Raw genomic sequence first — 15,910 nt, forward strand, 5'->3', positions numbered from 1 at the left:
GGCTGGTCGCGCAGTTCCCCGCGCCCTGCGGGGCGCGCCACGCTATGTGCAGAACTCAGCCGACAGGAGCGTGCGTTCGAGGGTCGGGTCCGCTATCCCGTCCGTGTTGACCCGGAAGGTCAGGACGCGGTCGCCGTCCCGGGTGGCGGCGGTGCGGACATAGCTGCCGGCGATGTGGCCGTTGTGGCCCCAGACCGTGGTGCCGCAGGGGAGCTTCTGCGGGTAGAGGCCCATGCCGTAGCGGCCTTGTGCGGCACGGGTGTTGAGCATCTGGTGGAGCTGGGTGGCGGGGAGCAGTCGGCCGCCCAGCAGAGCGGCGTAGAAGCGGTCCAGGTCGGCGAGGGTGGAGATCAGTTCGCCCGCGGCGCCCGCGACGCGCGGGTTGAGGGCGGTCACGTCCTCGCCCTCGCTCGTGTACGCCCGGCCGTGCGGGGAGGGGAGTGTGGTGCGGGCGCCGGGGAACGAGGTGCCGGACAGGCCGAGCGGGGTGATGATGCGGCGCGTGGCCTCGGTGGCGTACGCGTTGCCGGTGACCCGCCTGATCACCATGCCGAGCACCACGTAGTTGGTGTTGGAGTAGGACCAGCGGCCGGGTGCGGTCGCCGGCAGGGCTAGGGCGGTGCGGACCGCCTCCAGGGGAGTGACGGGGATGAGGCCTTTGGTTCCGGCGGTGTAGTCGGCGAGACCGCTCGTGTGGGTCAGCAGTGCGCGCAGGGTGAGGGTGCGGCCGTCGAGGTCGGTGCCGTCCAGGTCGGTGCCGTCCGTGTCGTTCTCGCCGCGGATGAGGCCCGGCAGGTGACGCTCGACGGGGTCGGACAGGGACAGGCGGCGTTCGGCGGCGAGTTGGAGGACGACCGTCGCGATGAACGTCTTGGTGATGCTGCCCGCGCGGAAGTGGTCGGTGCGGCGGATGCCGGGGGCGGAGCCGGTGGCTGAGGCCGTGCCTCCGGATGCGTCGGTGCCGTCGGCGCCGGTGTGAGTGCCGGTACCAGTGCCCGTATCGGTGCTGTTGTTGTCCGTGCGGGCGACGAGGGCCTTGTAGGTCTGCGTGAAGTGCCAGCGTGGGCCTTGGTCCGGTTGTTGGGCCGCCTGGGGTTCGGGCTGCCCCGGCGCCGCCGGGGGCCACGGGTCCTCGCGGGTCAACAGAGCCGCGGCCGGGGCCTTGCCTCGGGTCACCAGCAGCGGAAGAGTGACGTCCGTCGCGGGTGCCGCGGCGAGCGGCGAACTGGCGGTCGGCAGGCCGAAAAGGGCCAACGCGAGGGGTATGACCAGCAGTGTCCGCGAATTGGGCATGACCGAGCCTCCTTGTGCGAGCCCATCATGGGGGACCGTGGACCCTGGGCGTAGAGCGGTCCCCGAGTGAGGGACAATGAAGGCTCTGTCAGGGCGGGTTGCGCGGGTAGCAGCGGTAGCAGCAGAGGGGACGCATGTCGGACGCGGAGAAGACGGGTCAGTCCCGTCAGGACAAGAGCGAACGTCTCCTCTCCGGGCGCTACCGGCTGGGGGAAGTGCTCGGCCGCGGCGGAATGGGAACCGTCTGGCGCGCCAAGGACGAGACACTCGGCCGTACGGTCGCGGTGAAGGAGCTGCGCTTCCCGTCGAGCATCGACGAGGACGAGAAGCGCCGCCTGATCACGCGTACGTTGCGTGAGGCGAAGGCGATCGCGCGGATCCGCAACACCAGCGCGGTGACCGTCTACGACGTGGTCGACGAGGACGACCGCCCGTGGATCGTGATGGAGCTGGTCGAGGGCAAGTCGCTCGCCGAGGCCATTCGCGAGGACGGTCTGTTGACGCCGCGGCGCGCGGCAGAGGTCGGCCTCGCCGTGCTCGACGTACTGCGCTCGGCGCACCGCGAGGGCATCCTGCACCGTGACGTGAAGCCGTCCAACGTACTGATCGCCGAGGACGGCCGGGTCGTCCTCACGGACTTCGGCATCGCTCAGGTCGAGGGCGACCCGTCGATCACGTCCACCGGCATGCTCGTCGGCGCCCCCTCGTACATATCGCCGGAGCGGGCGCGCGGGCACAAGCCCGGTCCCGCGGCCGACCTGTGGTCGCTCGGCGGGCTGTTGTACGCGGCGGTGGAGGGCGTGCCCCCGTACGACAAGGGGTCGGCCATCGCGACCCTCACGGCGGTGATGACGGAGGACGTCGAAAAGCCGACGAACGCAGGTCCCTTGGAGAAGGTCATCTACGGCCTGCTCGCCAAGGACCCCGAGCTGCGGCTCGACGACGCGGCGGCGCGGGCGTATCTGCTGGACGTCATTCACGCGCCCGAGGCCAAGGACGAGCCGGAGCCGGTCGAGGCGACGAAGGTGGTGCCGCTGCCGCCGGCTCCTCCGGAGAAGCGGGCGAAGGCCGCGCGGTCGCCGCGGGTGGGGATGGCGAAGCGGTTCGGCAAGGGTGGTTCCGGTCGTGGGGCCGGGGCGGCCGCTGCGGGTGCCGCGGGTGCCGCGGGTGCGGCCGCGGCGTCGGCCGCGGTCGGTGCGCCGGGTACGAAGAGCACCGACGCGCCGTCGGACGCGGCCGCTACGGCGAGTGCCACCGACACGGCGGCGGCCGGCAAGTCCGGCGATGCGTCCACGGCTTCGGACGCCGCGGACTCCGGCGCGGGAGTGGCCACCTCTGGAGTCGTCTCCGCAGGCAAGGGCAAGAAGTCCGAGGAAGCGGCCGAGCGGCTGCGCGGCGCGCTTCAGTCGGTGCGGAAGGCGGCGGCGACGGCCGCCGCGACGGCGTCCACGCGGGGCGCGCAGACGAACGCGGGCACGGCGGCCGGGCACCCGGAGGGCGCCCCGCCGGTTCCCGCGGCACCGCCGCGCGGGCCTGCCAAGGCCTCGGCCTCGCTCACCGATGTGGTGCCGCGGCGCACGCTCGTGATCATCTCGGTGGTCGTCGTGCTCGCGGTGCTCGGGACCGTGCTTGCCCTGGCGCTCGGCGGCGGGGACGACGGCGGTGCGCGGGACAGCAAGGGCGGCGACAAGGCCGCGTCCAGCGGGGCGACCGCGGGCGGCGGCGAGAAGGACCCGGAGAAGGACAGCGGGGCCGAGAAGGAGAAGGACAAGGGCAAGGAGGGCTCGGGAGCGGGCACCGACCCGGGGTCCGACCCGGGCGCCGACGCCGGTGAGGGCCACGACCCGAGTGAGGGCGACGGCGGCGGCAAGGAGCCGGACGACGGCGCCGATTCGACGTACAAGCACTCCCAGGGATTCTCGATCGGGCTGCCGAAGGGCTGGAAGTACCAGTCCACGGCGATCGCGGGCGCCCGCTTCAGTGGGCCCGACGGGCAGAAGCTCCTGATCGGCTGGACGACGACGCCCAAGGACGACCCGGTCGCCGACTGGAAGAACCAGGAGTCGGGCATGGTCCGGTCCCAGTACAAGCGGATCCGGATAGAGAAGGTCGGCTTCCGTGGCTGGAACACGGCCGACTGGGAGTTCACGTACGTCGACGGCGGCACGAAGTACCGCTCGATAGACCGTGGGTTCGTCGTCAACGGCGGTCTGGGCTACGGAATGATGTACACCGCGAAGGCCGACGACTGGGACAGCGACCGGCGCAAGGACACGTGGCGGACCTTCACGCGGACGTTCGAGCCGAAGAAGTAGCCGAGCCCGAGCGATGAAGTGGGCGAGCCGGAACGATGAAGTGGGCGAGCCGGCCGGGGCGGGAGGCGGCACCTCCCCGGCGCGCTGTTCTGTGAGATCTCGCATCCCCTCAATGCGCTTCGGCTCCGGCACGTATCGTGAGTGCTTGCGGACCGTACGCAGCCGCAACAGGGCGTAAGACGAACGGAATTGACCACCGGGCGGACGGGGGAGGCGTCGTGGACGAATACGCGGGGCGGGTACTCGCCGACCGCTATCGCCTGCCGTTGCCTCCGGCGGATGAGTACGAACTCGCCGAGACCCGTGCCTTCGACACCTACAGCGGGCAGGAAGTCCTGGTCAGGCAGGTGCCGTTGCCCGAGGTCGTCGACGCGGAGGTGCTCGAGCTCGACGAGCGTGACTTTCCCGACGGGGAGTTGCCCGCGGGGTTCGTGAGCGCGGGGGCGGTGCGGCGGCCGTCGGCGCGTACGACGCGCAGGCCCTCGGATCCGGCGGTGCGGCGCGCGATCGAGGCCGCGCAGGCCGCCGCGCAGATTCCCGACCATCCGCGGCTCGACCAGGTCTTCGACGTGTTCGCCGAGGGCGGTTCGCTGTGGATAGTCAGCGAGTTGGTGGCGGCGAGGCCGCTGGCCGCGCTGCTTGCGGAGCGTCCGCTGAGTCCCTACCGCGCGGCGGAGGTCGCGTCGGACGTGGTGACGGCCCTGCGGGTGCTGCACGCGCACGGCTGGGTGCACCGCAACATCACCGCGCGCACGGTGCTGGTCTGCGACGACGGCCGGGTGGTCCTGACGGGCCTGGCGGCGGGCGCGGCGGAAGAGGCGCTGTGCGGCTACGACCCGCGCCCCGAGGAGGTCCTCGGGGGCTTCGAGGCCGACGGCTCTGCCGCTGCCGCTGATGAGACGGACGATGAGGGTGGGTACGCGGAGATAGAGCCCGGCGGCGCGGGCGCCGACGCCGACGAGTCTCCCGAGGAGCCGGCCGCCGAGCCCGAGCCTCAGGTCGATGTGCGGGCGGCGCGGGCCGGTGCGATAGCCGCGTATCGCGCCGGGACGCGGGCCGCGGCGCGGCTGAGCGAGGGCGAGGTGCCGGGGCCGCGGGGCGGCGGTGCTTCGGATGAGGCGGGGCGTCGCGACGGTTTCGAGGCGTACGACGGTGAAGGCTCGGACGGATACGGCGCGGACGGATACGGCTCGCGTGGGTACGGCGGTGGCGACAGCGGTGGCGGCGAAGCCGATGTGGCCGGGCGCATCCTGGACCCGTACGGCGTCGCGGGCACGAAGCCGTGGCATGGGGCGGTGCCCAGGGGCGGCGGCGAGGTGTCCCGTCGCGAGGGGCAGGGGGGTGCTCCGCATCGTGGCGGCCCCGGTAGTCCGGCGCCGGGGCATGGGATTCCGGGCCAGGCGTCGCGTGGTGGTGTTCCTGGGGCTGAGCCGGGGCGTGGTGAGTTGGGTCGTGGAGGGTCCGGTTCCGGGTCGGGTTATGGGGCTTCTGGTTCTGGGGCGGGTCGCGGCGTTTCTGGGGCTGAGGCGGGTCGTGGTGAGTTGGGTCATGGTGGCTCCGGTTCCGGGTCGGGTTATGGGGCTTCTGGTTCTGGGGCGGGTCGCGGTGTTCCTGGATCTGCGCCGGGCCGCGGTGAGTTGAGTCGTGGTGGTCCCGGTTCCGCGCCGGGCCGCGATGAGTTGGGCCGCGGAGCTGCCAGCCCCGCGTCGAGCCGCGGCGAACTGGGCCGCGGCGGTCCCGGGTCCACCCCGTCCCGCGGCGAGCTGAGCCGCGGCGGTCCCGGGTCCACCCCGTCCCGAGGCGAGCTGAGCCACGGCGGTCCCGGTTCCACCCCGCCCCGCGGCGAGCTGCGCCACGGTGCGCGAGGCCGTGTGTCCGCCCCCGGTGGCGCCGCCTCCGGCCCGAACCCCGGCCCTTCGAACCCCGGCCGTTCGACCTCCGGCCCCTCGACCCCCGGCCCCCGAAGCCCCCACACCCCCGACTCCGCCCCCAACCCCGGCAATTCCGGGCACACCTACTGGGACGCCCTCGTCGCCGAGCGCAGTGGTGCCCGGCGGGGGCCCGCCACCGCCTTGGCCGCCGAGCGGGCGCGGCATGCGCGGATGACCGTGGTGGGGGCCGTCACCGAGCGGTGGGCGCCCGAGCAGGCCGGGCCCGTGCATGAGAACTGGCAGCTTGCCGCGCCCATCGGGCCCGCCACGGACCTGTGGGCGCTTGGCGCGTTGCTGTTCCGTGCCGTGCAGGGCCATGCGCCGTACCCGGAAGAGAGCACGTTCGAGCTCGTCCAGCTGGTCTGCGCCGAGCCGCCCGCCTTCGCCGAGGAGTGCGGTCCGCTCCGGCCCGTGGTCGAGTCGCTGCTGCGGCAGGACCCGACGGAGCGGCTCGACTTCGAGGAACTGAGCGGCTGGCTGCGGTCGTTGGTCCGCTCGGCGCCCGAGCCGGAGGCCGGTGCGAACGTCGTGCCCGCGCCGCCGTTCGACGCCCGCCGGCTGCCCATCCTGCGTCGCCGTGGCGAGGTCGTGCGCCGCCGTCGCGCCGCCGCTCAGGCCGCCGCCGTGTCGCGGCAGAACGGGCGGCACAAGCACAAGGCCGGGTCCAAGGCCGGATCCAAGGCCGGGTCCAAGGCCAAGGGCAGGGCCAACCCCAGGCGGGGGCGCGAGAGCAGGGCCGCGATGCCGGCGGCCGCTCCGCCGCCCAGACGCGCCACCGCGCCGCGCCAGCCGCGCAGCAGCGCGGGACAGCGGCCGCGCTCCCTGGGACGCGTACTGCTCCTGCTCATCCTCGTCGGCCTCGTCGCGGCAGTCGCGTACGCGATGGTCTTCATGCCGAAGTCGGGGGAGAGGGAAGGCGGCGACAGCGGACGGGCCGGTTCCGCGGGGGACGTCGGGAGCAGTCAGGCGCCGACGCCTGACAGCAGTTCCAGTGCGCGGCCGGGCCAGGACGGAAAGCCGGACAACTCCGGTGAGCCGAGCGACAAGCCGGAGAAGAGCCCGAGTTCGGAGCAGCCGCAGACCAGCGGGCCCGAGGTGCCGCAGGGCTTCACGCTCCGCAAGGACGCCGAGGGCTTCCGGGTGGCCGTCGCCAGCGGCTGGGACCGGCAGCCCAAGAACGGGCGCGGGCAGGTTCTTTACACCCACGGCGACTTCCAGCTGATCGTCGTGCCGGGGCGGGACGGCACGGACGAGTACGGCAGCGATCCCATGAAGTACCAGCGGGAGCACGAGCGGGAGCTGCAGCCGTTCCGGGACTCGACGTGGGCCACGTCCGGCGGGATGCGCACCGTGGACGTGGGCGGGCGGACCATGGCCGAGGGGCAGTTCACCTGGCAGGACGCGGAGGGACGCGAGATCTTCGTACGCAATCTCGCGATGCCCGTCGGCGGGAAGTACCACGTCGTGCAGCTGAGGGGTCCGGAGGCCGAGCGGGACGAGGTGACGCGGCTCTTCGAGCAGGCGTCGGCGACGTATCAGGTCGCGGACTGACCGTCCAGGCGCGGAAGTTGACCGTCCGTGACCAGTACTTTCGGGTGTCCGGCCGACGCGCAAGGCGGCGCGCCCACAGTGCGTGAAGCATCACAGTGCGATCTCCGTGCACCCCCGAAGGTTCCCTGTACGCTGCCCCCTCCCTAATCTTGGCCCTGTCAAGACCAATGATGGGGAATCGTGAATCAGATGCAGGGCCTGCTCCTCGCGGGCCGCTACCGGCTCGGTGAGTCCATCGGGCACGGTGGCATGGGGCGGGTGTGGCGCGCGCACGATGAGGTCCTGCACCGGGCCGTCGCCGTCAAGGAGCTGACGGCCGCACAGTGGGTGCAGGAGGCCGACCGCGCGGTGCTCTTCGCGCGCACCCAGACGGAGGCCCGCGCTGCGGCCCGCATCAACCACCCCGCCGTCGTCACGGTCCACGACGTCCTCGAGTACGACGACCGGCCCTGGATCGTGATGGAGCTGGTCGACGGCTGTTCGCTGGCGGACGCCGTGAAGGACCAGGGCCGCGTCGACCCGGTCGAGGCCGCCCGCATCGGCCTGTGGACCCTGAAGGCGCTGCGTGCCGCGCACGCCGCCGGGGTCCTGCACCGTGACGTCAAGCCCGGCAACGTACTTCTGGCGGACGACGGCCGCATCCTGCTCACCGACTTCGGGATCGCCGCGATCGAGGGCGACACGACGATCACGCGGACCGGCGAGGTCGTCGGCTCCGTCGACTATCTGGCTCCGGAGCGGGTCAGTGGCGCCAACCCCGGGCCCGCGTCCGACCTGTGGGCGCTCGGCGCCACGCTCTACACGGCGGTCGAGGGCAACTCCCCCTTCCGGCGCACGTCGCCCCTCGGCACGATGCAGGCCGTGGTCGGCGAGGAGCCCGCGCCGCCCGAGCATGCGGGGGCGCTCGCGCCCGTCATCGGCGCGCTGCTGAGCAAGGACCCGGAGGACCGGCCCACCGCCGAGGAGGCCGAGCTGATGCTCGCCGAGGCGGCGGAGGGGCGGCGGCCGAGCGGGGCACAGGCGTACGTCCCGACGCAGGTGCATGTGACCGGGCAGCAGCCCGTGCCGCAGGCCGCGCACTCGGCAGAGCCGGGGACGGCCGTCCAAGGCGCGGCGGGAACAGCCGCCCATGGCCATGGCTCCGGCACGTTCGTCCACGACGGTCACTCCCACCACCCCCCGAAGCGCCGCAAGTGGCCCGTGATCGTCTCCGTGGTCGCGGCCGCCGTACTGCTCGGTGGCGGCGGGGCCGCCGTGTCCCTGTACCTCGGGGACGGCAGGCACGAGGCCAGTACGCAGGGGGCGGAGGACGGGGATCCCGGCAAGACCGTCGGCGGCATCCCCGCCGACTGGCCGCGGGTCAACGACGACGAAGGCTTCAGCCTCAGGCTGCCCAAGGGCTGGGTGCGTGAGATGGACGGCAACCAGATCGACTACACGCCGGACCACGGACGCCATTTCGTACGCATCAGTATCGACCGCAAGACGGCGTGGGAGAGCCCCTACCTGCACCAGCTCGACCTGGAGAAGAACATGAAGGTCAAGCTGCCCGCCTACAAGCGGCTGCAGTTGGACTCGAACACCTTCCGCGACCGGGCCGGCGCCCTCTGGGAGTTCAGCTGGACGGCGGGTGCGAACGACACGACGGCGGGAAAGCGCCGCGCCATCTCGCAGTCGTATCTCAGCCGCGACGGCATCGAGTACGTGATCTACATGTCATCCCCCGCCGAGGACTGGGGCACCGCACGGCAGCAGTTCGACGCGATCCTCCGGAGCTTTAGGGAGAAGCCGGTCAACTAGGCGCGCAGGAGGCGGGCGGTACGAGCGGCCGGAACCAATCCGCCGCCCGGGCCCACAGGGTCCGGGCCCGCACAGGTGGGGCATGATGGCCCGCATGGGGAGCGTGGGGGACAACGCCCGGGTCATAGCTGGCCGTTACCGCCTGGAGGCGCGGCTCGGCCGGGGCGGCATGGGCGTGGTCTGGCGGGCCACCGACCAGTTCCTCGGGCGTCGGGTCGCCGTCAAGGAAGTCGAGCTCGACGAGACGCTCTCCGATGCCGAGTCGCTGCTGCAGCGTGAACGCACCCTGCGCGAGGCGCGGGCGGCCGCGCAGCTCAGGCATCCGCACATCATCGTCGTACACGACGTGGTGGTACAGGACGAACACCCGTACATCGTCATGGAGTTGATCGAGGGCGGCTCGCTCGCCGGACGGATCGCGCGGTCCGGGCCGATGGACGCGCGCACGGTCGCCCGGATGGGCATCGATCTGCTCGGCGCGCTGCGCGTCGCGCACGCCGCGGGGGTCCTGCACCGCGACATCAAGCCCGCGAACGTGCTCCTGGAGGAGGCGACCGGCCGTGTCGTCCTCACCGACTTCGGGATCGCGCAGGTCAGCGGGGCGACGACGCTCACCGAGACCGGGTCGTTCGTGGGCTCGCCCGAATACACCGCGCCCGAGCGGATGTCGGGCGAGACCACCGGGCCCGCGTCCGACCTCTGGTCGCTGGGAGCGCTCCTCGTCGCCGCGCTGACCGGGGAGTCGCCCTTCCGCAGGGACTCGATCGGCGGCGTCCTGCACGCCGTCGTCTTCGACGAGATACGCCCGCCGCCCGCCGCCGCACCGCTGCTGCCCGTCGTGCTCGGCCTCCTGGAGCGCGATCCGCGGCGGCGGTTCGACGTGGCGGAGGCGGAGCGGCTGCTTCGGCTGTACGTCGAGACGGGGCGGATGCCCTCGACGGCGGCGGGCCGGGCCGGCGGTCAGCCGTCGGCGCTGCCGGACGGCTACTCGCCCACCCAGCGCGATCTGCCGGTCCGTCCGGCGGCGGGTCCTGCCGCGCCCTTCCGGGGCCGGCGCCGCGTGCTCCTCATCGCCGCCGCGCTGGTGGCCGCGGTGGCCGGGGCCGGGGTGTCGGCCGCCGCGCTCCTGATGGGCGGTGGCGGCGACGGTGGCGGTGGTACGCCGACGAGTTCGGCGCCGCGTACCTCGCAGACCACGGGGACGGCGACGGGCAGCCCTTCGCCCACCCCCACGGTGACGGTCACCCGCGGCAACACCGCGACGCCGTCCACGCCCGCGGCCCCCGACGGCTACCGCATCGCGAAGGACCGCAGGGGCTTCACGCTCGCCGTGCCGGAAGGTTTCGCCCGCGAGGTCGACGGGCCCCGCACCTTCTACAAGTCCCCCGGCGGCACCTTCCGCATCGGCATCAAGGAGTCCGACCCCGACCCCGGCGGCCCGCTGGCCGTGCAGCGCCGCTCCGACGCCAAGGGCCCCGAGAACAACCCCGGTTACCGCGACGCCGAGATCACGCAGACCACGCACAACGGCAGGCCGGCCGCCCTGTGGCAGTTCACCTGGGACGGCTTCAGCGCGGCGGAGGGCGCCCGGCACACGTACGACCTGTGCTGGGAGGAGGGCGGCCGGATGTACGACGTGTGGGTCTCGGCGCCGGTCGGCAAGGCCGAGGAGGGCAGGCGCTATTTCGACACGGCGGTGGACACGTTCATGAGCCGCTGACGCCCCGACGGGTTCCCGGTGGACTTCTGTACGAAGCATCACCACGGTCACAAGTCAGTGACCCGAGTGGAACCAGAGGCCATCGGCAGGGTACTGATGTGTGCATGAGTAACGACGGGGGAGCCTCCTACGGCCCGTACGAACCCACCAGTTTCGGACTGCAGCCGCCGCAGTCCGGCGTCCCCGGACAAGGGGGACAAGGTGGGCAGTACGGGGGGCAGTACGGCGGGCAGCACGGTCCCGCCGCGCCGACGCCGCCTCCGTCGCCGTACGCCCAGCCCACCCAGGTGGTGCCGAACCAGCCCTCGGAGCCCGACCCGGGCGCGGGCCGCCTGATCGCGGGCCGCTACCGCCTCCTTTCGAAGCTCGGCCACGGCGGCATGGGCACGGTCTGGCGCGCGAAGGACGAGACGGTGGACCGCGAGGTCGCGGTCAAGGAACCCCGCATCCCCGACCACCTGCCGGAGCGGGAGCGCGCCAACGCCTTCGAGCGGATGCGCCGCGAGGCGCGCGCCGCGGCCCGCCTCGACCACCCGGCCGTGGTCAACGTCCATGACGTGGCCGTGGAGGACGGCCAGCCGTGGATCGTCATGGAACTGGTCCAGGGCCGCTCGCTCGGCGCCGCACTCCAGGAGGGCACCCTGGGCGCAGGCGAGGCCGCCCGCGTCGGCCTGGAGGTGCTCAACGCCCTTGACGCCGCCCACCAGGCGGGCATCCTGCACCGCGACGTGAAGCCGGACAACGTGATGCTCGGCTCGCACGGCCGCGTCGTCCTCACCGACTTCGGCATCGCGCAGATCGAGGGCGAGACGAACCTGACGGACACCGGCGGCTTCGTCGGCTCCCCCGAATTCATCGCCCCGGAGCGGGTGTTGGGCCAGCGCCCCGGCCCGGCCTCTGACCTCTGGTCCCTCGGCGTGGTCCTCTACGCGGCGACGGAGGGCGTCTCGCCCTTCCGCCGCAACAACACCCCGGCGACCCTCCAGTCCGTCCTGAACGCGACACCGGCGGCCCCCGCCTCGGCCACGGGCCCCCTGGCGGACGCGATCAACCGCCTCCTGACCAAGGAGCCGGCCCAGCGCCCGAACGCCGGGCAGATCCGCACGCTCCTGGAGGAGTCGGTGCGGCCGCCGCAGTTGGCGCCGACGCGGGTGGTGCAGGTCGGCGCCGGCGGAAGCGACGGCCGCAAGGGCGTCTTCCTCAGCCGCAAGGCGCTGGCGACCGTCGCTGCTGTGGTCGTCGCGGCCGTGGCGGCGAGCGTGCTGGTCGCCCTGAACCCCTTCGAGGGTTCGGACGCAGACACGGAGGGCTGGAAGGAGCACGAGTCGAACGTGGTCGCTGCCACCGTCTCCGCGCCGGGGCACTACGTGGAGACCAAGCCGGACGACACCGACACGGACAAGACCTGGGTCAGGTACACCGACCCCAGTGGCGCGATCTTCATCACGCTCGACCTCGCCGAGAAGAAGGACACCACCGAGGAGATCCTCGGGTCCGCCGCGTCCCAGGCGTACGCCGACATGGAGGACTTCAAGGCGAGCGGCGAGAGCTCGTTCAGCAGCATGTCCAGCGACCCCGCTCCGGACGGAACGACGAAGGACGCCAAGTACGAGGAGAAGGACGCCGCCGAGAACACGGTCAAGTACACCGACTCGGAGTCCGAGTCGCCGCACGAGGCCAAGATCTTCTACTACCGGACCCAGTCCGGGAACATGTACCGGCTGTGGATCGACTACCCGGGCAAGGGCGACTTCGTTGAGCGCGGCCGCGAGGTCGCCAAGACCGCCATCGCCAACCTGAAGATCGCGAAGCCCTGACCCGGCATGACCGATGACGGGGGACGTCTGATCGGCGGCCGCTACCGCCTGGCGGAACGCATCGGGTCCGGCGGCATGGGCACCGTATGGCGTGCCGTCGACGAGCTGGTCGGGCGGGACGTCGCGGTCAAGCAGCCCCGGCTGCCGGGGGATCCGCACGACGCGGCGGAGCGGCGCATGTACGCCCGGCTGCAGCGGGAGGCGCGGGCCGCCGCGCAGGTGGAGCATCCGGCGGCGGTGGCGATCCACGACGTGGTCGTGGAGGACGAACTGCCGTGGATCGTCATGGAGTTGATCCGCGGCGATTCGCTGCACGAGCTGCTCAAGCGGGGCGCGCTGCCGCCCGCCGAGTCCGCGCGGATCGGCCTCGCGGTGGTGGGCGCGCTGGCCGCCGCGCACGCCAGGGGCATCGTGCACCGTGACGTGAAGCCCGCGAACGTACTCATCGGGCCGCACGGCCGTGTCGTCCTCACCGACTTCGGGATCGCGCACATCCAGGGCGAGGAGTCGCTCACGGTCAGCGGCGAGTTCGTCGGCTCGCTCGAATTCATCGCGCCCGAGCGGATGTCGGGCAGCACGGCAGGCCCCGAGTCCGACCTGTGGTCCCTTGGCGTGCTGCTCTACGCGGCCGTGGAGGGCTGGTCCCCTTTCCGGCGTACGACGCTGGAGTCCACCCTGGCGGCCGTGCTCTCGGCGGAGGTTCCGCCGCCGGTCAGGGCGGGCGAACTGGGCCCGCTGATCGAGCGGTTGCTGTCCAGGGACCCCGCGCTGCGGCCCGACGCCTCCGAGGCCGCGCTCGCCCTGGAGGCGGTGGCGGAGGGGCGGCCGCTGCCGGAGCCCTTCGGCGGCGAGGTGGCCCAGGATCCTTCGGGTCTGCGGGAGTTGTCGGACGACGTGGGGACGGTGCGCCTCACCCCCGCTCCACGGCCCACACCGGACGCGGACGCGGGCGAGACCGCCTCGGCCGAGCCCGCCGCCAAGCCGCCCGCGCGCGCCAAGGGGCGCCTGATCGCCGCCGCGCTCCTGGGCGTCGTACTGGTCGGAGGTGGCGTCTGGCTCGGCACCTCGCTGGGTGACGGCGGTGACAGCAAGGTGGAGGCGGACACAGGCAAGAAGGAAGGCAGCGAGAAGCCGGACGACGACAAGAAGGAGAAAGGCGAGGCGAGCCCCTCGGGCGAGGGCGACTGGACCGTCCACAAAGAGCCCAAGGTCGACGCCGAGATCTCCGTCCCCGCCACATACACCGAGATCATCCGCGACCCGGCCAACCCCATCGTCGAGTACTCCGAGCCCGACGGCCCGGTCTCGCTGCGCGTCACCAAGCCGACAACCGCCGCCACCCCCGCCATCACCTGGGCGAACGCCGAGGCCAAGGAGTTCGAGGGCGCCCCCTACGAAGCAGTGAACACCGAGACCACCCCGACCAGCTTCCACGGCCAGGACGCGGCCCTGCTCGACGCCACGTACACGGAGAGCGCGGAGGAGGACCTGGTCGAGCCGGTCGTCACCCGTGAGCTGCACCTCCTGATCGTCACGGACGCCGGGGAGCACTACGACCTGATGGTGCGGATGCCCAAGGGCGTCAAGACGTACGAGAAGCAGGGCACCGACCTGTTCAAGGCGGCGCGCGAGCGGCTCGGCGTGGGGAGCCCGCTGGTCGGCGGCTCCCGAAATTGATGGACCAGCTTGATCAACTCCCGCTAAGCCCCTGATCAGGGGCTTTGCCGCCAGCGATCGCTGGCATCGTGTGTGTGCCCGGTGAAAGCTGATTACCGACGGGTACCCAAAACGTTGACCTGGGCCTACGCTCTGCCCCATGACGGACTCGCAGGCCACCGCAACGCCCCTCGGAACGAACCCGACAGCCACCGCCCCCGAAGGCGCGCGCACCGCCGCCGACGTGGTGACGCCCGAGCTGATCGCGCAGCTCACCCGGGACGTCGTCGGTTCGGGGCGGACCGCCAATCACACGCCGTTCACCGGCGAGAAGCTGGCGGACCTGCCCGAGTCCACCCCCGAGGACGTCGCCACCGCCTTCGAGCGTGCCCGGGTCGCCCAGGTCGCCTGGGAGCGCACCCCGGTCCGCCGCCGCGCCGCGGTCCTGCTCCGCTTCCACGACCTGGTCCTTCAGCGTCAGGCCGAGGTCCTCGACCTCATCCAGCTGGAGACCGGCAAGGCCCGCCTTCACGCGCACGAGGAGCTGCAGGCCGTCGCCGTCGCCGCCCGGCACTACGGCCGCAAGGCCCCCGCGTATCTGAACCCCAAGCGGCACACCGGCGTCGTACCGACCCTCACGAAGGTCACCGAGAACCGGCAGCCGCGCGGCGTCGTCGGGCAGATCGCGCCGTGGAACTACCCCTTCGAGCTGTCCATCGGCGACGCGCTCCCGGCCCTGGTCGCGGGCAACGCCCTGGTGATGAAGCCCGACACGGAGACCTGCCTGACCGCCCTGTGGGCGCGTGACCTGATCATCGAGGCCGGGCTGCCCGCCGAGGTCTTCCAGGTCGTCATCGGTGAGGGCCCGGTCGTCGGCCCCGAGATCGTCAAGCACGCCGACTACGTCTCGTTCACCGGCTCCACCCGCACCGGCCGCGAGGTAGCCCAGGGCGCGGCCGGCCGTCTGGTCGGCGTCTCGCTCGAACTCGGCGGCAAGAACGCCATGTTGGTCCTGCACGACGCCGACGTCGACAAGGCCGCGGCGGGCGCCGTGCGCGCCTGCTTCTCGTCCGCCGGTCAGCTGTGCATCTCCATCGAGCGGCTGTACGTCCATGAGTCGATCGCGGACGAGTTCGTGTCGCGCTTCGCCGCGCGGACGAAGGCGATGCGGCTCGGCAAGTCCCTCGCGTACGGCGCCGAGATGGGCTCGCTGGTCGGCGAGCGCCAGCTGGAGACCACCAAGCGGCACGTCGAGGAGGCGGTCGCCAAGGGCGCCACGCTCGTCGCGGGCGGCGTCGCCCGGCCCGACATCGGCCCCTTCTTCTTCGAGCCGACGATCCTGGACGGCGTCGAGTCCCCGATGGCGGTCTGCGCCGAGGAGACCTTCGGCCCGGTCGTCTCCATCTACCGCTTCACCGACGAGAACGAAGCGGTCGAGCTCGCCAACTCCACGTCGTACGGCCTCAATTCCTCGGTCTGGACGAAGGACGGCAGCCGCGGCCGCAAGATCGCCGCCCGTCTGCGCACCGGCACGGTGAACGTGAACGAGGGCTTCGCGCCCGCCTACGGCAGCGTGCAGTCCCCGATGGGCGGCATGAAGGACTCCGGTCTCGGCCGCCGCCACGGCTCCGAGGGCATCCTCAAGTACACCGAGGCGCAGACCGTCGCGCACCAGCGTCTGATCCCGCTCGCGCCGTCCTTCGGCATGGACGACGAGAAGTACGCGGCGTTCATGAGCTTGAGCCTGAAGGTCATGAAGGCGTTCCGCTTGCGCTGAGAGCGCCCCGAAGGGGCGCGGGGAACTGCGCGCCCAGCCACGAACCGCCC

General features: G+C 72.3%; 8 protein-coding genes. 7 read left to right on the plus strand and 1 reads right to left on the minus strand.

The features are described from left to right. Window positions 1-42: 42 nt before the first annotated feature. Window positions 43-1,293 carry a serine hydrolase domain-containing protein gene (locus AB0G47_RS14610; RefSeq protein WP_360768636.1) on the minus strand — a complete coding sequence of 417 codons (1,251 nt, stop codon included), beginning with the start codon at window positions 1,291-1,293 and terminating at the stop codon, window positions 43-45. 134 nt (window positions 1,294-1,427) lie between these two features. Between AB0G47_RS14610 and AB0G47_RS14615 the strand changes: the two genes are divergently transcribed. The 7 genes from AB0G47_RS14615 to AB0G47_RS14645 all read left to right on the plus strand — a co-directional run bounded on the left by AB0G47_RS14615 (window position 1,428) and on the right by AB0G47_RS14645 (window position 15,860). Further along, entirely contained in the window at window positions 1,428-3,608 is a 2,181-nt protein-coding gene (locus AB0G47_RS14615) for a serine/threonine-protein kinase (protein WP_360768639.1), read from the plus strand. 218 nt (window positions 3,609-3,826) lie between these two features. Further along, on the plus strand, window positions 3,827-7,090 hold the full coding sequence (locus AB0G47_RS14620) for a protein kinase (protein WP_360768642.1): 3,264 nt from the start codon (window positions 3,827-3,829) through the stop codon (window positions 7,088-7,090). A 189-nt stretch (window positions 7,091-7,279) separates the two neighbouring features. Then, entirely contained in the window at window positions 7,280-8,890 is a 1,611-nt protein-coding gene (locus tag AB0G47_RS14625; protein WP_360769032.1) for a serine/threonine-protein kinase, read from the plus strand. A gap of 94 nt (window positions 8,891-8,984) precedes the next feature. After that, window positions 8,985-10,610, plus strand: coding sequence for a serine/threonine-protein kinase (locus AB0G47_RS14630; RefSeq protein WP_360768645.1), 1,626 nt, complete (start codon window positions 8,985-8,987; stop codon window positions 10,608-10,610). A gap of 104 nt (window positions 10,611-10,714) precedes the next feature. Further along, the gene (locus AB0G47_RS14635) at window positions 10,715-12,427 is read left to right on the plus strand and encodes a serine/threonine-protein kinase (RefSeq protein ID WP_360768647.1); all 1,713 of its coding nucleotides are present in this window, start codon (window positions 10,715-10,717) and stop codon (window positions 12,425-12,427) included. 6 nt (window positions 12,428-12,433) lie between these two features. Beyond that, window positions 12,434-14,104 (plus strand): serine/threonine-protein kinase, encoded by a 1,671-nt coding sequence (locus AB0G47_RS14640; protein ID WP_360768650.1) that lies wholly within the window; start codon window positions 12,434-12,436, stop codon window positions 14,102-14,104. Between the two features lie 139 nt (window positions 14,105-14,243). Next, entirely contained in the window at window positions 14,244-15,860 is a 1,617-nt protein-coding gene (locus tag AB0G47_RS14645) for a succinic semialdehyde dehydrogenase (protein WP_360768653.1), read from the plus strand. The last annotated feature ends 50 nt before the right edge of the window (window positions 15,861-15,910 follow it).

This window comes from Streptomyces sp. NPDC021622 (assembly GCF_040640795.1).
Taxonomy (GTDB): domain Bacteria; phylum Actinomycetota; class Actinomycetes; order Streptomycetales; family Streptomycetaceae; genus Streptomyces.